This window comes from Bifidobacterium asteroides (genome assembly GCF_019469425.1).
In the GTDB taxonomy this organism is placed as follows: domain Bacteria; phylum Actinomycetota; class Actinomycetes; order Actinomycetales; family Bifidobacteriaceae; genus Bombiscardovia; species Bombiscardovia asteroides_I.
Genome location: NZ_CP048272.1, coordinates 1,087,252 through 1,104,452, shown reverse-complemented (window position 1 = coordinate 1,104,452; position 17,201 = coordinate 1,087,252). Strand labels below are relative to the sequence as shown.

The 17,201-nt window shown below is 56.8% G+C and carries 15 protein-coding genes, 1 tRNA gene and 2 pseudogenes; 12 read left to right on the top strand and 6 right to left on the bottom strand.

Annotation, left to right across the window (positions count from 1 at the left end):
- Window positions 1-36: 36 nt before the first annotated feature.
- The 3 genes from GYM67_RS04485 to GYM67_RS09400 all read left to right on the top strand — a co-directional run bounded on the left by GYM67_RS04485 (window position 37) and on the right by GYM67_RS09400 (window position 2,151).
- Window positions 37-753, top strand: a complete 717-nt coding sequence (locus tag GYM67_RS04485) for an ABC transporter ATP-binding protein (protein ID WP_258561577.1) — start codon at window positions 37-39, stop codon at window positions 751-753.
- Window positions 754-1,133: 380 nt separating this feature from the next.
- Window positions 1,134-1,667: a ClbS/DfsB family four-helix bundle protein gene (locus GYM67_RS04480; RefSeq protein WP_220237306.1), complete on the top strand. Its 534-nt coding sequence runs from the start codon at window positions 1,134-1,136 to the stop codon at window positions 1,665-1,667.
- A 361-nt stretch (window positions 1,668-2,028) separates the two neighbouring features.
- Window positions 2,029-2,151, top strand: coding sequence for a LuxR C-terminal-related transcriptional regulator (locus tag GYM67_RS09400; RefSeq protein ID WP_220237408.1), 123 nt, complete (start codon window positions 2,029-2,031; stop codon window positions 2,149-2,151).
- Window positions 2,152-2,255: 104 nt separating this feature from the next.
- On the opposite strand, the gene GYM67_RS04470 is transcribed toward GYM67_RS09400, so the two are convergent.
- On the bottom strand, window positions 2,256-2,669 hold the full coding sequence (locus tag GYM67_RS04470; protein ID WP_220237305.1) for a VOC family protein: 414 nt from the start codon (window positions 2,667-2,669) through the stop codon (window positions 2,256-2,258).
- Window positions 2,670-2,866: 197 nt separating this feature from the next.
- Window positions 2,867-3,670, bottom strand: coding sequence for a MerR family transcriptional regulator (locus tag GYM67_RS04465; RefSeq protein ID WP_220237304.1), 804 nt, complete (start codon window positions 3,668-3,670; stop codon window positions 2,867-2,869).
- Window positions 3,671-4,000: 330 nt separating this feature from the next.
- Between GYM67_RS04465 and GYM67_RS04460 the strand changes: the two genes are divergently transcribed.
- From GYM67_RS04460 to GYM67_RS04440, 5 genes are all read left to right on the top strand, one after another.
- Complete coding sequence (locus GYM67_RS04460; protein WP_220237303.1) at window positions 4,001-5,020, top strand: ABC transporter ATP-binding protein; 1,020 nt, start codon at window positions 4,001-4,003, stop codon at window positions 5,018-5,020.
- Window positions 5,017-5,868, top strand: coding sequence for an ABC transporter permease (locus GYM67_RS04455; protein WP_220237302.1), 852 nt, complete (start codon window positions 5,017-5,019; stop codon window positions 5,866-5,868). The genes GYM67_RS04460 and GYM67_RS04455 overlap by 4 nt, the downstream gene beginning before the upstream one ends.
- Complete coding sequence (locus GYM67_RS04450; RefSeq protein ID WP_220237301.1) at window positions 5,865-6,665, top strand: ABC transporter permease; 801 nt, start codon at window positions 5,865-5,867, stop codon at window positions 6,663-6,665. Before GYM67_RS04455 ends, GYM67_RS04450 begins: the two co-directional genes overlap by 4 nt.
- Before the next feature lie 108 nt (window positions 6,666-6,773).
- Window positions 6,774-8,054, top strand: coding sequence for a sensor histidine kinase (locus tag GYM67_RS04445; RefSeq protein WP_220237300.1), 1,281 nt, complete (start codon window positions 6,774-6,776; stop codon window positions 8,052-8,054).
- Window positions 8,051-8,725 (top strand): response regulator transcription factor, encoded by a 675-nt coding sequence (locus GYM67_RS04440; RefSeq protein ID WP_220237299.1) that lies wholly within the window; start codon window positions 8,051-8,053, stop codon window positions 8,723-8,725. The genes GYM67_RS04445 and GYM67_RS04440 overlap by 4 nt, the downstream gene beginning before the upstream one ends.
- Window positions 8,726-8,794: 69 nt before the next feature.
- Here the strand turns inward: GYM67_RS04440 and GYM67_RS04435 are convergent, their stop codons facing one another.
- From GYM67_RS04435 to GYM67_RS04420, 4 genes are all read right to left on the bottom strand, one after another.
- Entirely contained in the window at window positions 8,795-9,895 is a 1,101-nt protein-coding gene (locus GYM67_RS04435) for an alpha/beta hydrolase family protein (RefSeq protein WP_220237298.1), read from the bottom strand.
- 531 nt (window positions 9,896-10,426) lie between these two features.
- Complete coding sequence (locus GYM67_RS04430) at window positions 10,427-11,863, bottom strand: MDR family MFS transporter (RefSeq protein WP_258561576.1); 1,437 nt, start codon at window positions 11,861-11,863, stop codon at window positions 10,427-10,429.
- Window positions 11,860-12,342, bottom strand: coding sequence for a MarR family winged helix-turn-helix transcriptional regulator (locus GYM67_RS04425; RefSeq protein WP_220237297.1), 483 nt, complete (start codon window positions 12,340-12,342; stop codon window positions 11,860-11,862). Before GYM67_RS04425 ends, GYM67_RS04430 begins: the two co-directional genes overlap by 4 nt.
- Before the next feature lie 725 nt (window positions 12,343-13,067).
- Window positions 13,068-13,141, bottom strand: a tRNA-Pro gene (locus tag GYM67_RS04420).
- A 179-nt stretch (window positions 13,142-13,320) separates the two neighbouring features.
- Here GYM67_RS04420 and GYM67_RS04415 point away from each other — a divergent pair.
- The 4 genes and pseudogenes from GYM67_RS04415 (at window position 13,321) to GYM67_RS04405 (ending at window position 17,196) form a co-directional block, all read left to right on the top strand.
- Window positions 13,321-14,751 (top strand): UTP--glucose-1-phosphate uridylyltransferase, encoded by a 1,431-nt coding sequence (locus tag GYM67_RS04415; protein WP_220237296.1) that lies wholly within the window; start codon window positions 13,321-13,323, stop codon window positions 14,749-14,751.
- A gap of 144 nt (window positions 14,752-14,895) precedes the next feature.
- Window positions 14,896-15,679, top strand: a pseudogene (locus GYM67_RS09395) (helix-turn-helix transcriptional regulator); the annotation flags it as partial.
- Between the two features lie 74 nt (window positions 15,680-15,753).
- Window positions 15,754-16,851, top strand: a pseudogene (locus GYM67_RS09390) (helix-turn-helix transcriptional regulator); the annotation flags it as partial.
- Between the two features lie 21 nt (window positions 16,852-16,872).
- Entirely contained in the window at window positions 16,873-17,196 is a 324-nt protein-coding gene (locus GYM67_RS04405; protein ID WP_220237294.1) for a hypothetical protein, read from the top strand.
- Window positions 17,197-17,201 lie beyond the last annotated feature (5 nt).

Here is a 17,201-nt window from a genome sequence, read left to right as displayed (position 1 = left end):
ATCCAAGGGAAAGATGCAACTATGAATGACGCCAACGTGAGCAAGAGCAGAGGCCCTGCGCCAACGGTTGAAGCTACAGGGCTGTCCATGGTGGTCTCCCCGCGCCGCGGTGATTCCCTGACTATTCTCAATGACATCGCCTTCACCGCATATCCGGGGGAGATGACCGGCATCATCGGGCCGTCAGGCAGCGGCAAATCAACATTGCTGTACTGCCTGGCCGGGCTGGAAAAGGCCACCAGCGGAACCGTGCGGCTGCTGGGCAAGGACATAACCCGTCTGAGACTGTCGGCCATGACCAAGTTCAGACGCCAACATCTGGGCTTCGTATTCCAGTCCTACAACCTGATCACCAGCATGACAGTCGAACAGAATCTGGCTCTGCCATTCACCCTTCGCGGATCCCGCTTTCCCAGAAAGAAGGCGGATTCCCTCTTGAAGTATTTTGGCCTAATCGATCAGAAAAAGAAAAGCGTCACCCTGCTGTCGGGCGGCGAGCAGCAACGTGTTGCCCTGGCCCGCGTCCTGCTATCCGACGCAGATGTAGTATTCGCGGACGAACCAACCGGTGCTCTGGATCAAGAATCCGGAGAAAAGGTCATATCAGTGCTGAAGGAACTCGCCAATCACGAAGAGAAAACCATCGTACTGGTGACGCATAACAATGAGGTGGCAGGTCAGTGCGATCGGCTGTTTGCCGTGCGCGATGGCCGCATCAGCCAGTCATTCTCTGCGAAAGCGCCCATGGCATGAGAGGCGCTCTGTCCGAACTCAAAGCAGCACCCATGGTCTGGAGCGCCGTCTTGCTGTCCATGGTCGTATCCCAGACTGTCCTCTGCTCGATCCTCGCAGTTTCCACAATCATTGATCAGAGCTATCAGGGGCCCGGAACAGGATCTTGGATCCACCCACATTGGTCCTGCCTTAGTATTCAGCCTGATCATCACCGTAGTTGTGATGCTATGGGGTTATGAACTCAGCACTGAATCAACGCCGACATCAACTGGCGCATGCGATTGATCCCTACACATGAGCATTTGCAAGGCTCAAATAGTGTAGAGTCGATGACAAACCGAGACAGGTGACAATGAACCGGTCAGACCTTATCAACCAGAGAGAAATAGAGGACCGTCATGGCACGACCTACCACCAAGGAAGAACTCATCGAGGCGGCCGAAGGGGGCTTTGACACACTCATGGCGTTGCTTGAGTCGCTGACACCTGAAGAACGCAATGGCCGCTTTTCCTTCGACCTGAGCAAGGAGAAGGGGGCCCACTGGGCACGCGACAGGAACATCAAAGATGTGCTCGTCCATCTCCACGAGTGGCATCAGCTTCTTTTGAATTGGGTGGAGGACAACCAGCAGGGCAGGACCCACGCCTTTCTTCCTGACGGCTACAACTGGCGTAATTACGGCGAGTTGAATGTGAAACTGCGGGACAAACACAATGACACCACCTGCGATCAGGCTCTGGATCTGTTCGTCGAATCCCATAAGAAGGTCATGGCCCTGGCGCAATCGTTCACCAATGAGCAGCTGTTCACCAAGGGCGTCCTTCCATGGACCGGAAACTCTACCTTGGGCTCTGCCTTCATCTCCTCGACCTCCAGCCATTATAACTGGGCCCTGAAGAAGATACGTAAGTACTTGAAGGGGCTAAAATAGGCGCTCGGATATCTGATAAGGAGCTGTTTCATAAGCAGACGGTAATAGGTTGCCTTGCGACCAGATTCACAGGATAGGCGACCCAAAAAGCAATCTCTCAACATATTCGTGATAGCAATATTTAAAACCGTATCTAGGATGTGTGCACTTGCATTTTCTATCACCGTGCTGCCCACCCGACTGGCAATGCAACTAGAGCACCCTCCCTGTTCTGCCGACATCAGGGGCCGAAGGCCATGATTATCTGCGGAGAGACGTAGGAGCCTCATGTCTTGCTCCAGTTATCAACGAAGCTGTTGCTGGGTCCATTGTTATGAACACGACCTCCGTGGAAGCAGTCAGCAAGGCATGACGCCCAGTAATCACACCTGCATTATCTGAACAAGAGACACGTGTTCTGCGGTTGGCTGCGAAAGGCACTGCCAATCGGCAAATTGCAGGGCACCTATACATCTTCGAAGCAACTTTTAGATCCGGGGGGTAAACCGGCACTGAGAATATATTGATTTCCCCGTCCGCCGTTCGCGACATTGAATCGTTGCCCGTGGAATCGAATCATAGTTCAAGGGGGGGGGGGGTAATATTTGCTCATTGAGCGCGCCTGTTCAGATAAGCGTCAGTCCGCTGTTTGTCGAAAGCCATGGCGGCTGTGAGGGTAAGGGCCAGACCCTCCGGAGTTAGAATCGTAGCTTCAAGCGAGTTCCACGGCTTACGAGCAGGTGTTGAAGTAGAGCCCGGACGGAGGTGCTCGCATATTTCCACAATCTTGCCGATCTGCTGTTCGGTGACTGCTATGCTTAGGTTTCCTATGGACTCCATGTCCGAATAAGCGCCGCCTACATTGGAACCACTCTTGCGGATCAGCACATCTTGAAAGGCCCAGCGCCTCAAGTGAATCATCATGCCTGGCATGGTGTAGAGATTGATGAAGCCCAGTCCCTGCGTCCAGAAAACCTCTGATTCTTCTAGATCGTGGCTGTACAAGCACATGAACATGGGCATGAGATAGATGCCCCTGTAAGGCTCAGGCGGTTCCGCATCCTTCCCTGGCTCCGGCACAGGACTAATGCTTACGCCTGCATAAGCAGAAGCTTTGGACTGGTTATGACTATGCATGGTTGCCTCGTCTCTTCGTTGAGGGACTTCCGATTGGGTTGTGAAACAGAATCTGTTGCTCAGACGGAACATGCTGACCTGTCTTATTCCCATTTGGCGGTGGCCGGATCTATCCCGTTTGCATACGCTGCAGATTCAATAGCGGTCAGCATCCATTGCGCCAATCCGGGTTCCAATTGTTCGTAATGGCGCCTGAAACGCACGTCGGCCATATACATACGCCCCATAATGACGTGCATGGACGGGGTCACGTGGAACCATGAGAGAGCCTGCCGATGCTCATCAATCTGCTTGAGAACCTCATCCGAGGTGGGAGCCAGACCTTTCCGTTTGGCTTGTGCAAGCTTGCTTTCCACGTCCCTGAGCCGGGCCATGTCCTTTTTCTGCTCTTGCTCGGAGCGCGAAGCTTTTCGCTCCGCATACTCAAGCCACTGCCTGCTGGACCCCCAGCGTTCGTGCGCTTCTGAAAAGTACTGATTTTCTCGATTGTTTTTTGCAGCAGCTGAATCATTACCCGACTTCCCCTCGGTGAGGGCTATGAGACGGTCCAAACGATCTGCAGCTTTCCTAAGAAGCTGAACTCTTTCCTCAATGCGCAAGCGCTCGCCCAGCAACTCGTCCAGGGCTCGGGGTGGCGTGTAATTGAGCACTGCCTTGATTTGTCGGGCGTTGAATCCAATCTCCCTATAGATCACAATTCGCTCCAGCCGTGCGACATCTTCTTGCATATACTGCCGGTAATTTGACTGACTACGAATGGGAGAAATCAGTCCTTCCCTTTCCCAATGGCGCAGCATTCTCCGGCTGACCCCGGTCAGCTCAGAGACCTGACCGATGTTCAAGCCGTCTTTATAGCCCTTGCCACTGCGCTTACTCTCTCCTGTCATGCCTTGACCTTAAACCCTGCCATTATGTCAAGGTCAAATCGATTGTTTCGTGGAGGTGGGGTGGGGGAGTGCATGCGCAAACAGGTCTAAGGCATCCCAATGACAGGTTCTTAAAGAAGTCGCTTTTGGTTCTGCTCGCTTGCAAAAAAATTCCTTATCTAATCATGAAGATGACTAAATCCAGTCAGGTGTCTTTCCTGCGGATACAAATTCGCCTCGTCAGCATCGATATGTCCCCTGCAGGGGACATTTTCTTTTCCGGCGTTGAAGGCCTGTGCGCTCCGAACTTGCATAGGAATCAGTTGAACTCCGATTGGAAGAGGAAGCACAATGGCATATGCAGACGGACACAATCACTCGCAGCTGGCTGTGCGCACACAGGGGCTGGTCAAGGCCTATGGTGGTTTCAAAGCCGTGGATAGCCTGAATTTACAGGTGCCGGATGGCGGGATCTACGGACTGCTGGGACCAAACGGAGCCGGAAAATCGACCACCATGAAGCTCCTTCTTGGTTTGACAAAACCAACTGCAGGAAGCATGTGGCTGCTGGGTCAACAGGTTGGAAACGATAGCCCGATACAGCCGGGACGTGTGGGCTCCATGATTGAAGGACCCAGCTTTTACCCAAGCCTGTCGGGCCTGGACAACTGCCGCATGGTGGCCGACTATCTGGGTTTGCCAGTTTCGACTGCCACAGGGGCACTGGCAAAGATGGGATTGCAGGGATGCGAGAAAAAGAAGGCGGGTACCTACTCCCTGGGGATGAAGCAACGGCTGGGCATCGCCATGGCACTGATCTCGCAGCCGGAGCTCCTGCTCCTGGATGAGCCGACCAATGGCTTGGATGCTGAGGCGGTTGTCGAAGTGCGGCAGATGATCATGGACCTGGCCGCTTCCGAGGGAGTCACCGTCATTATCAGCAGCCATATCCTCTCCGAGATCGAAAAGATGGCTCCGGTGGTTGGCATCATTGCCGACGGTCATCTGCTCTACCAAGGGTCTTTGGAGGACCTGCGCGAGAGGGGGCATATCCGTCTGCGGGTGTCTGACCCAGAGTTGGCGGCAGAGACACTCAAAGCCCGGGGCATTCACTGTGAATATGTCAGGAAAAGCGCTTCCCTGCGCATTCCCGAGATACCTGATTCGCAAATCGGGGTGCTGGTGACTCAGCTGGTATCGCAAGGTCTGCAGGTGTACCGTGTCGCTTCCGAACGCAAGAGCTTGGAGGAGGCCTTCCTCGAATTGGTGGAAAAACCGCAGAACCATATTCAACAGAGCGGTGTCTTGCAGAACAATGCAGCGCAGTGCCCTATGAACCCGTCTGGTCATAAACAGAGGAGCATACGATGAGCGCCATGGAATCAATTCCCACAAGGCCAGGAGAATTCCTATCGGAAAAGTCGCCAAGTTTACTCCATCCTAGAGGCCGACTAGTTCTGCTTTCGATGGAGCTTCGCAAGTTGAAAGGCTCCTCATTTTGGTGGATGGCCTTAGGCATGATTGCTCTAGTTTCTGCATGGTCGGGTTTGGCATTCATGAAACGAGCCGAATCTGCGAACCTCGCCACTCGCACCATTGCTCTTGCCCAAGGTGAGATCTTCCAGACCGTCGGTCTGCTGGCACCCATCCTTGCAGCCCTGCTGACGAGCCGGCTTGCCGTCCTGGAAAGCAGCGAGCGCATGGATCTCAAATGGCGTTCACTGGGTCAGAGTGCGGCTGGGAGGTTTCTTGCCAAACTCATAGTTGCTGGATGCGCGCTTGCACTTTGCTTCGTGATTCCTCTGACTTGGATACCGCTGGCGGCTTCAGCACAAGGGTTCCGTCTCGATGGCAGTCTGGCCGCATACATGCTCATTCCGGCACTGATCGCCTGCTTTTCATCCACGGCTGTCACAGCCATACAACTCGTCCTCTCTCTGGCAATCGATAGACAAGCCATAGGACTGGGTATGGGTGTGATAGCCGGTCTAATCGGGACTGGACTGGGTCCAATGAATATGCCAAGCCTGGGCTGGCTCTTTCCGGCCGGCATCAGTTCCGCAGCCAGCCCCTTCATGTCTTCAGCCAGCTCTGACGGCTTTGCCAGAATGGCCTTGGTCGCTGATCCATGGCAGAAGGTCCTGACCAGCTTTCTGGCCTGCATTGTCTGGTCGGGAATATCAGCATTCATCATTAAGGTCAAGGAGTCACGCCGATGACCAGGCAATACCCAACAAACGCTATAACCATCACTACGATTCATCGCCCCAGGCCATCGATCGCTGCCGCCTTTAAATGGGAGATCCGCAAGGCAGGCAATCTTTGGTACTGGCTGGCCATCGTGCTCTTCAATGCCATAGGCATCTTCAACGGTTGGGACCAGTATCAGAGCTACAAGCCGGACTTTCAGGCTCAGGGGGTGACCTGGGCTGCGGTCTGGGGGCAGGCGATCCTTCTTCCAAGCATGGTCTTCATGCCCGTCCTGGTCGCGGCCTTTGCCGCCCAGGTTGAAGCCAACGAGCACAAGGGACGCAACTGGCAGCGTCTTAATGCCTCCGGAATGGTTGGGACTGCCATAGCCGGTAAGATGCTGCACGGACTGCTGGCCTCCCTTCTGACCGTCGTAATCTTCGAAGCCGAATTCATGCTCGTGGGTGTTTTGGCAGGAGGCTTCGATCCAGCGGAACTAGGCCCATATCTCATGCGTGGCGTACCAATGACGCTGGCAGTGTGGGCCATTATGACTCTGACCCAGGCCATAGCTGCTAGAGCCGAATCCTTCGCCTCGACCATGAGCATCATGTTTCTGCTCACGCTGGCAGGCTGTGCGCTGTCGGTTGCCGCACCGGCCTTGGCGTTGCCGTATCCGCTGGCCCTGATTACTACTGCATCCGCAGCCCGTGACATGGGCAATATCGCATCCACGGCCTCTATGATGGCTCCGTCTATGGCGGCAATCATCTGGGTACTGTTCAGCCTTCTCATGTTCCGGCACCAGGCCCGCAAAGCCATTTAGTCTCAAGTACACAATCCATAAATGGAGGATGCCACACTTGCTAGGTCGCACTTCTCAGTGTCTGACAGCATAATGGAATACCAGCGATTATCAGGAAGAGGCTCACCGATGAGGGCAGGCAAGAAGGCTCAAGACTGGATTCAATTGTGGAACCGGCCATACATGGCCTTCGTGGCGGTCTTTTTCTGCGCTCTCTACGAGACGATGATGCTGACCAGGCTGATTCTCGCCCCGAGCAGTGCCAATGGGACCCTCTACCAAGTCCTAAGGAATACAGGCTGGGGCTTGCCTCTGTTCGTGGTCATTATGCTTATGGCTGTGCTGGCCCTCTGCCTGCGTCGCCTGCACCCGTTGGCCATCCTCCTGACGGTCAGCGGCCTGCTTGCCCTATCTGCAGCAATTTACGGCTCGGGATGCACCTACCTGGTCATTCCTTGGATTGTCAGCCTTTATGCCTGCGCTGTAGAAGCCAAGAGCATGGCAACTTTGGCATCTGGGCTGGGCAGTTCGGCCATGCTAGGCCTGCTCAGCATTGCATTCTCTGCCAGTTGGCATCATGATGTCCACTTCACTGACCTTCTGTATCCGACTGGATTGGCTTTTGCTCTCTGCCTGACAATTGCCTTTCTCTCACGCTCCGTGAGGCAGTCACGTATGTCAGAGCAGGCATTGAAAGAGGAACGCTCGCATGCCCTGACCCTGACCCGAGAGCGAGACCAGGCCATGCATCAGTCCAGGATTGCCGCCGAGCTGCATGACAGCGTGGGTCACGACTTGACCGCCATCATCGCCTTATCGGAGGGACTGGATCATGCCAGCGGAAAGCCGGAAATGGATGAGGCCATCTTGATGATCAACGATCTGGCACGGCAGGGATTGGAGGACACCCGAACTGCTGTCAAAGCCCTGCGATCAGAGAAAGATCCGAAAAACGACCCACTGCAGTCCGTAGGGGAGAGGCATAGCTGGGATGACATCACACCCGTCCTCGACCATGCTCGACATGTTGGCATCAGTACTGCCCTGACGGAGACAGGCCGTCGACCACAGGATCCCGGGCAGGCCAACCTCGCTTTTACCGTTACCAGGGAGGCTGTCACCAACGCCCTCCGCCACGGGCAGGAGGTCAACCGTATTGTGGTCTCCTGGGATCACAACAGCCAGGGCGGCATTGACATCACCGTTCGGGATGATGGCCGACTCTTGAACCATGATGTCGACAATGCCAATGGCAACGGTACCGGCCTTGCCAGGTTAAGAGCCGAAGTGCAAGCGCACTGCGGCAGCTTCAGCTCAGGTCCTGGTCCTGACGGTTGGACATTACAGGCACGCATACCCTCCCTAGCGGGACCAGCAGCCAACAATACAAGCAAGGAAGAGCACGCATGATCGGCGTCATGATCGTCGATGACCAGCGTCCGACCCGCATGGGACTGGCACTGATGGTCGCCAAGGATCCGGCCTTGCATGTCGTAGCACAGGCGGCCAATGGCCAAGAGGCTCTGGATCAGCTGGCTACAGCCGCTATGCATCAGCAGCCTCTGCCAGATGTGATTCTGATGGATGTGCGCATGCCGGTCATGGACGGGCTGGACGCCACCAGCCGTATCAAGAAACTCTATCCTGAAATCAGTGTTCTCATTCTGACCACCTACGACGAGGACGACTATGCCTTTACGGCTTTAGGAACGGGCGCATCCGGATTCCTGCTCAAAGACGTCAAGACAGTTGACCTGAACAGAGCCATCCACGCGGTTCATGCCGGCGATGCCATTCTCACCCCGCGCATCACGGCCGAAGTGATCAGAAAAGGAGTCCCGAGGCCAAGAGCCAATGATGAGTCTGAGGCTCGCGAACAATTCGATCAGCTGGGCAAACGAGAGCTTGAGGTCGCATCGCTGGTCAGCCAAGGTCTGTCGAATGCGGAGATTGCCGAGCGCCTCCAGCTGCAGCCTAACTCAGTCAAAAAGACCGTCAGCCGCATACTGGCCAAACTCAAGGTCAGGGACCGGATCAACATCGCCGTTCTCTGGTATCAGGCCGACATGTCAAACCGATAAGCAACACCGAATACGGTCTCGCTCATTGGACGACGGAAGAAGACCGCATCCGGCTGTATTTTTTGCGTCTCAATCCATATATTGGCGATAGAGGTCCGCCATTTGGTTCATCAGGGACAGATCAAGCTCGAAGCCCTTTGACTTGTCGAAGTGTTTGGCCGCATATGCGTTATAGCTTTCGTTGGACGGCTTTTGACCCAGTCGCTTCATATGCTCCTTGTAATCCTGGTCGAATTGCTTGCGGTATCCCACCGAATTCTGTGAATAGTAGACATAGGCGTGCCCGCGATCCTGGTATTCACGAAAACAGAATCGTGGGTTGGCCTGCAATGCCTCATGGAAGAGGTCATAGCTATATCTGACCGGCACCACCTGGTCGTCCCGGCTCTGAGCGATGAAAATTCCCGCCTTGGATTTCTTCAACCCATCCAAAGCAGTGTAACCTGCAAACTTCCCGAACTTCATATGCTCATAGATGCCCACACAAGGCAGGATAAGCGAGACGGCAGGGCCAGCGATTTTCCTGCGTGGCTGACTCATCATATCAATCGAACGATTGAATCCAGAGACCATAACTGCAGCCTTGACCTCTGGATGAAGGTTGAGAACAGCGCCGACGGCATACCCTCCCCAGCTCTGTCCGAACAGGAAAACAGGGAGATTGTCATATGTTTTCTCGCCCTCTACGAAACGCAGAGCTTGGTCCAGATCCTCGACCCCTTGAGGAAGGCCCTTGACAGACCTGCCGGCGCTTTCGTCATTGCCGGTGGCGTCATAAGCAAAGACCAGAAAGCCCTGAGAGGTGAAATAGTCGGCAACATCCATGTAGGTGTTCTGCCCGCCGCCGCCGAAACCATGAGCAATGACGACGAGGCCATCAGCTTCGCCTCCACGCTGGTTCGGTTCGTCTCTTGAATACTGATACCCAGCCAGTTTCTGACCGTCCTTGGAACGGAAGGTGCAACGCTTCATGCGCAATCCGGGAAAGTCTGCGAGCGCATAACGCATCCACCCGGGCGTGGCATACCGTTTTCCGAAGGTGTCCTCATAGACCAAAACGACCGCTCCCGGCAGAATGACTCCGAGGACAAGAACAAGTGCTATTGCCAGGGCAACAAAGACCCGCCTCCATTTGCGTTTAGGCCTTGCCCCGCCTGGATTTTCGGACATCCCACTCCCTCATTGGCATCTTGTTGTCTGCATGCATAATGCTACAGTCTCGGGGAACAGAAAAGGTTTTCAGCCGAAGCATTCAAAACACTCAAAACATGAAGGAAATCTTCTTGGCGACGCTAACAGCAGTTTATTGTTTTGCATGGATGACAGCTTTGTCCAAGAAGACGGCAGTGTCTCTCCTTTTCCAGGGTATCTTGCAGCACCCCACAACACCCTCTCGGTGCTGACTGGATCCGCTGGGCAGTCTGAGAGATGGGCTGAGCCTCCACAAGTCCTCACCTGCACAACAACGTCATCCCCTTCCCCTCTCACATTGCATCATCCATCGCTAGACACGCTCCTCCAAATCATTCATCGCAGCCGGAGCATGCTCACGCATTGTCACGGTCCCCATCGACATCAGCAGTTACTTTCCGCGCATCTGGTCACCGCATCAACTAACCGAGCCACAACACTCAGATCACTTAAGAGCGGCGATGATGGTCTGGCAAGAGGCAGGCCCCTTGTCTCCAGATTCCACGGCGCTCAAGCTATTGATCGCCTCCGTCGCAGGGCGAAGGAGGAGCATAGTCCGATCAGAGCCACAGCGATCATACAGACGAAGGCCCAGTGATATCCCCGACCCAAGGCGACCGCCCTGCCCGCCCCATCGGCAGGGCGGGCACTTGCCAGGGTGACGATCATCATGGCGGCTGCCGTCCCCAGAGAACCGCCGATCTGTCTTACCGTGGAGGCCACTGCGTTGCCGTCTGCGGTCAGTCTTGGGGGCAGGGCATTGATGCCTTCGGTAAAGGTGGTCATCATGACCAGGGAGATGCCTGCCATCCGCACGGCATAGCAGGCTGCGATCTCGATAAGCCCGGTATTGGTGCTGAACCAGGCCATGGGCAGGGTTCCGATGGCCAGGACCGCGTAGCCCAACAGGGATATGCGCCTGACGCCTATGCGCTCATAGAGTCCGCCTGAAAGCGGATTGAAAATGCCCATGACGATGGCGCCGGGAAGCATGACCAGGCCGGATGTCAGGGCGCTTGACCCTCTGCTGTTCTGCAGATAGAGGGGGAGTACCAGCTCGATTCCCACCATGGAGATGTTGCTCAAGGTGCTGAGCAGGGTCGTCAGCGTGAATACGCCCGAACTGAACACGCGCAGGTCCACAAGTGGGTGCTCCATGGAGAGCTGACGGCGGCAAAAGAGCCAGATGACGACCAGGCCGGCCAGGAGCAGTGCGATGGTGATGGGGGAGAACCGGCCCGTGTCGCCGATGGCCGACAGGGCATAGAGCAGACAGCCGAATCCCAGGCAGGAGAGGATTACCGAAACCAGATCAAGCTCTGCCTTCCGCGGCTGGTTGACCGTGTATACGAAGAAGAAGGCGGCGAGCAGCACGAGCATGCTGACCGTAGCCAGAAGGATGAACAGAGCGCGCCAGGACCAATGCTGCAGAATGAAACCGGACAAGGTGGGACCCACGGTGGGGCCCAGGGCCACGACCAGGCCGACCACCCCCAGCGCCAGTCCGCGACGCTCGGGCGGGAAAAGCAAGAGCACCACATTCTGGATGAAGGGCATGAGCGAGCCTGCTGCGGCGGCCTGGATGATCCTGCCCGTCAGCAGGAGCGCGAAATGCCCTGTGGAAAAGACACAGACCAGGGAACCCAGCAGAAAAACGGCCATCATGGCCATATAGGTGGTTCTGGACTGAAAGCTGGAGAATATCCAAGCCGATATGGGGATCATCAGGCCCACGACCAGCAGATAGGCAGTGCTGAGCCACTGGGTCGTGGACTGGGAGACTGCGAAATCTTTCATGATGGTTGGCAGCGCATTGTTCAGGAAGGTCTCGGCCATCAGCGAGAGAAAGGCCCCGGCAAGCAGGACGGCCATCATCCGAGTGCGTTTGCCGTTCCTGCCTGCTTCGGATCCGCCAGCACCGTCTGTGCCTGTCCTCATGCTGATCATGCATCTCCTCCATGCCTGCTCATTTCGCTCATATTGTCAATGACTCGCCTCAGCAGTGCTTCCAGAGTCTGTCGTTCGCGGACGCTGAATCCGCTGAGGGCCATGCCCGTAGTGGTGTCCAAGGCCCGAAGAATCCGTCTTTCCTGCTGACGTATGGAGCATCTGGCCTTGTCTGTAAGGTTGAGGACCACCTGACGACGGTCACCCTGCGCGTTTCCGACGGTCAGCCAACCTGCGCTGATCAGCCGTTTCACCATACCTCTGACCGTCGGGTGGCTCAGATAGAACCTGTCCGCTACGTCCTTCTGCCGTATCGTCCATTCGGGATGCTCATAGAGGTAGTAGACGATGACGAACTGCGGTCCGGTGAGTTCAGGAAGGATAGCTGAAATGAGTTCGTTCATCTGCTTCTCCAACAGTGTGTTGGCGATCTTTATCAGACCTTCAGGTCTGTGCTCCGATAGGGCAAAAGTTGCCATGGCCCACCTTTCATAATGTAGCTTGCTACATTATTAGGGGCTGGTTTCGCATTGTCAAACCAGATTTACCAGACACCTCTTTTTGCCCTGGCACAACGCGACGCATGCGGAGGACGCCATCATCACCAGATACAGGATCTGCCCGTATCGCCGAACAGCCCCCCCCCCTGCCCGAAACCAGGAAATCAGGACGGTTCTGCAGGAAGGATCGACACGGCTCCGGACCTGCAGGCCCGTTTTGACCGAGGAACCCGACGACTATCCAAGAAAACACCAATCCACAAACCCAGCTAGCAACATAATCCCCACGCAGGAACCCGTTTTCGCCTCTATGGAATCTTTCGCAACAATGCGGGAATTTCACCGGACATGTGTCCTAAAGCTATCTGTCGAGCGAGTACGCAGGACACTATCCTTCGCAACTGTCGGCTTCGCCATTTGGGATGAATTCGGATTTCGTGAATAATAGTTACAAATTGCTGGTTTCATGCCCGTTAAATGCTGCCTTTGGCACGCAGATAGAGAGAGAAGCGATGACTATTATATACCCGACTCTGCAAGATTGTGAGATACCACAACTTAATATCCAAAATACCAACAATGCTTAGCGACACAATTTGTCACACCGGATGTGTGAGTAATAGAAGAAGCAGTGATATTCCCTAGCGACCCCGAGCAAGATAAACGATAGGGAACTCCGAGAGACAGCAACCCCAATATCTTCGTCGGGCCGGCGGGATTTGAACCCGCGACCCCTTGACCCCCAGTCAAGTGCGCTACCAAACTGCGCTACGGCCCGACGGTGCATCAGCACCGAGTAGAGATAGTAGCACAGGGTAGCGGGGTCGACAACGGTCCGGCGAGTCCCGGCAGACGGGTCCAGACAAGCCAGGCCACATGATCAACTTGCTATCATGATCTTGGACGGTCGGCGCAACCCGCGTCGGCCGCAAGTCGTCCCAGCCCGGAAGGGGTTTCATGAGCACAGACGTTTTCGACCTTTCGGCCGCGAAGATGCGCGAGAGGGGCATGAGCGAAGTCTCCATCAGCCAGTTCCAGCACCTCTACGAAACCTGGGAACGGGGAGATGCCAAGGCCTGTGTGCGCGAGAAGGACGTCGCCCCGCTCAAGGACGTGCCCCGCACCAAAGATATCCACGACTCCATGGACATGGACATGGCCTTGGACGCGTTCTCCCGCACCGCTTTCATCAAGCTCAACGGTGGGCTGGGCACCTCTATGGGCCTGGAGAAGGCCAAGTCCCTGCTGCCCATCCGCCGCCACAAGGCCCGTCGGATGCGCTTCCTGGACATCATCATGGGCCAGGTGCTGACGGCCCGAAAACGCCTGGGGGTGCCGCTGCCGCTGATTTTCATGAACTCCTTCCGCACCTCGCGAGACACCATGCGGGTCGTCAGGCAGGACCGCCGCTTCGTCCAGAATGATGTGCCCATGGAGATCATTCAGCACATCGAGCCCAAGATCGACGCCGACACCGGCCGCCCGGTCGACTTCCCAGCCAAGCCCGATCTGGAATGGTGCCCTCCCGGCCACGGCGACATCTTCTCGACCATCTGGGAGACCGGACTGCTGGACATACTCAAGGAGCAGGGGATCGACTACCTGTTCATCTCCAACTCCGACAACCTGGGCGCCCGGCCTTCAAGGACCTTGGCCGGCTATTTCGCACAGTCTGGAGCGCCCTTCATGATCGAGGTAGCCAAGCGGACCGACGCCGACCGCAAAGGCGGCCACATCGTCATCGACAAGGCTACTGGGCACCTCATCCTACGGGAGATGTCCCAGGTGGATCCACATGACCGCAGCTCGGCCATGTCCATCCGCAAACACCCCTACTTCAACACCAACAGCATCTGGGTCAGGGTCGACGCCCTTCGCGACAAGCTGGCCCAATACAAGGGCGTGCTGCCCCTGCCCATCATCGAGAACCGCAAGACCGTCGATCCCACCGATCCTTCCACCCGTCCCGTGGTGCAGTTGGAAACTGCCATGGGCTCTGCCGCCTCGCTCTTCGAAGGAGCCATCTGCGTGCAGGTGGACCGCATGCGCTTCCTGCCGGTCAAGACCACTGACGACCTGTTCATCATGCGCTCCGACCGTTTCCATCTGACCGACTCCTACGAGATGGAGGACGGCAACTACGACTTCCCCAACGTCCAGCTGGATGAGCGCTATTACAAGTACATCGCCGACTTCGACGAACGATTCCCCTACGGGGTTCCCAGCCTGGCGGCTGCCAACTCGGTCACCATCGAAGGGGACTGGACCTTTGGCAGGGATGTGGCCTTGTATGCGGATGCCCATCTGCGCGACCAGGGACGCTCATCATACGTGCCCAACGGCCAGTATGTGGGGCCTCAGGGGATCGAACCCGACGAGTGGATCTAGGGCCAGGTGCAGCAGCGTTCAGCCTGTCAAGAAATGGTACCGTATTTGGATGTTTGGCTCCCACAGCCCCCAAAATCAATCTATGATAGTTAGATGTGCGTTAGGCGCACTGATATGCAAAATTTTAACGATACGCGAGGACTGATGGCAGAAGGCACGAACGGAAGACGGCGTTTTTCGGATAAGTGGGGCAAGCATGAACTTGATGTCCTAGCCGTCTTATCGTCCGCTTTTCCGCAATGGCTTACCTCACGACAGATAGCACAGCGGGTCAAGGCCTATGCCGACTCCTATGGCGAGCTGGCAGATCAGGCTGCCAAGGCCGCGTTTGCCAAGCAGTTCCAGCGTGACCGGGCCAAGCTGGCGGCCATGGGCATAGCCATCGAATCCCGGCAGCCGGAGTATTCCTCCAAGTCCGAGGGGCAGGATTTCGCCTCCTACCGTCTGCAGCTGGGGGATGAACCACGCATTCGCATGCACTTCAACCAGGAGGACATGCCGGTGTTGGCCGCGGCCAACTACCTTGCGCGATCCATTGCCATGTCCCAGGAGGCCTGTGAGGAGCCGACCCGACCGGTCTCACGCACCACGCCCCGCGTGCCGCAAGTGCCCATCCCTGGCTTGGGTCTGGACTCCATAGCTCCGGGACTGGGTACCCAGCGCATTCCCGACGATTTGGTCAAGGTCATCGATTCGCGACGCTTCGCCGCCACAGTGGACGTGGACGGAGAGAACCTGAATGTAGCCTATGCCGATTCGGACGATTTGGCCATGTTCGTCCTGGAGCACCCCGATGCCTCCATCGTCAGCCCGCAGGAGGCCGCAGATGCCTTCCGGCGCCGTCTGGATGCAGCCGCCCGCTTCAAGCTGGCCGACGAGTCGCAGAGCCCCGGTGCGGCAACGGTCATCTCCCCGGAGATTGCTCGGACCAGCGTTGAGCATTTCGCCACCGACCTAAGCGACGACGATACCGACCTTCGTCACGCCCGCCGAGCCAGCGCATCCTCCTTCCAGACCGGGTCCGAGGTGGACCGCCGCCTGCGGCTCATGCTCTTCCTGTCCGCACACCTGGGCGAGGAGTTCTCCCTGGCCGAGTTGGCCGAGCGCTTCATCGGCCACCCCAACAGCAAGGAAGAGTTGCGCAAGTACGTCAACACCATCCACAAGGACATCAACACCCTGACCACGGTCTCGGACGACGGTGAGATGGCTGGTAGCCAGTTCTTCGACATCGATTGGTCCCTGCTGGACGACAGCGGCATCGTCTCGGCCACCAACTCACTAGGCTTGGAGCGACTGGCCGGCATTTCACCCCAATACCTGAGCATGCTGACCGCCTCGCTCAACTACCTGGCCCATTCGCCCCTGTTGCCCGAGCAGTCCCGCAGCCAGGCCGAGTCGCTCTATCAGCGTCTGCGCACGCATGTTGGGCCGGGCGAGACACCCTGGCTCTCCCTTACCGGGTATGAGACCGAACCCAAGAGTTTCTCGGTGGTCCGCCGGGCGATCAAGACCGAGTCCCTGTTGGACATGGAGTACACGGACGCTGCCGGCAGGACCCGCCGCAAGGTTGTGGCCCCTGCCAAGATCTTTGTGGATGAGGGCGTCTACTATGTCGCCGCCTGGACCGATATCGGCGATGCAGCAGAGGGCACCGAGGCTGCAGACGCTCCCTCGGATTCCAGCCGTCACCTCAAGCAGGGCACCGGGCGCAACCGGCAGTGGCAGGTTCTGCGAATAGCCAGAATCGAACATGCGACCATCGTCAAGCCCAGCCACAAGGTGGAGTTCCCGGATGTGCCGGTCGGCGAGCTACGCAAGTGGTCCTTCGACAACGGCACGGCTGCGGTCTTCATTACCGACCGGCCGGATCTGCCCTACATCAAGTCGCTGCCGGGCGCCTCGGTGGAGCCCTGCGGATCCGGGCAGAAAGTCCACCTGACCGTCTCCTCGGACTCCTGGTTCGTAGCCTTCTGCATCGCCCACGCCAAGCACATCACCGCAGTGGCGCCCAAGACCCTGCGCACCATGATCCTGGCCCGCGCCCAACGCGAGATCACCATCAGTGACGCCCACGACAAGGAGCAGGACCGGCACTAGCCCCGGTCGGAGAGGAGTCACATGCCTGGATGGATCTGGATCCTTTTAGTGATCTTCATGCTGGCCATGCTGATCGGGGGAGCCGTCTACGCCATCCGCCACGCCATGGCAGCCAGCCGCTCCATAGGGCGGGTCTCGGACGATCTGAACCGTCACATGCCGCAACCCCCGGCAGCAGGGCGGTCCCAAGCAACGGATAGGACCGAGGGTCCGGCCTTCGCCCTGCCCCTGTCGCAGTCAACCGAGCGATACAGCCAGGCCCATGCTCTGGTCCTGCAGCGCAAGGAGCAGCGCAGGAGGAACCACGGCCGCACCTGGCGGCGGTGGAAGCAGTTCAATAAGTAGTTCTT

Coding starts and splice junctions, on each gene's coding strand:
- GYM67_RS04435 (WP_220237298.1), bottom strand. CDS start 9,895: ATGTCCGAAAATCCAGGCGGGGCAAGGCCTAAACGCAAATGGAGGCGG.
- GYM67_RS04425 (WP_220237297.1), bottom strand. CDS start 12,342: ATGGCAACTTTTGCCCTATCGGAGCACAGACCTGAAGGTCTGATAAAG.
- GYM67_RS04430 (WP_258561576.1), bottom strand. CDS start 11,863: ATGATCAGCATGAGGACAGGCACAGACGGTGCTGGCGGATCCGAAGCA.
- GYM67_RS04465 (WP_220237304.1), bottom strand. CDS start 3,670: ATGACAGGAGAGAGTAAGCGCAGTGGCAAGGGCTATAAAGACGGCTTG.
- GYM67_RS04450 (WP_220237301.1), top strand. CDS start 5,865: ATGACCAGGCAATACCCAACAAACGCTATAACCATCACTACGATTCAT.
- GYM67_RS04440 (WP_220237299.1), top strand. CDS start 8,051: ATGATCGGCGTCATGATCGTCGATGACCAGCGTCCGACCCGCATGGGA.
- GYM67_RS04470 (WP_220237305.1), bottom strand. CDS start 2,669: ATGCCCATGTTCATGTGCTTGTACAGCCACGATCTAGAAGAATCAGAG.
- GYM67_RS04480 (WP_220237306.1), top strand. CDS start 1,134: ATGGCACGACCTACCACCAAGGAAGAACTCATCGAGGCGGCCGAAGGG.
- GYM67_RS04415 (WP_220237296.1), top strand. CDS start 13,321: ATGAGCACAGACGTTTTCGACCTTTCGGCCGCGAAGATGCGCGAGAGG.
- GYM67_RS04455 (WP_220237302.1), top strand. CDS start 5,017: ATGAGCGCCATGGAATCAATTCCCACAAGGCCAGGAGAATTCCTATCG.
- GYM67_RS04445 (WP_220237300.1), top strand. CDS start 6,774: ATGAGGGCAGGCAAGAAGGCTCAAGACTGGATTCAATTGTGGAACCGG.
- GYM67_RS04460 (WP_220237303.1), top strand. CDS start 4,001: ATGGCATATGCAGACGGACACAATCACTCGCAGCTGGCTGTGCGCACA.
- GYM67_RS04405 (WP_220237294.1), top strand. CDS start 16,873: ATGCCTGGATGGATCTGGATCCTTTTAGTGATCTTCATGCTGGCCATG.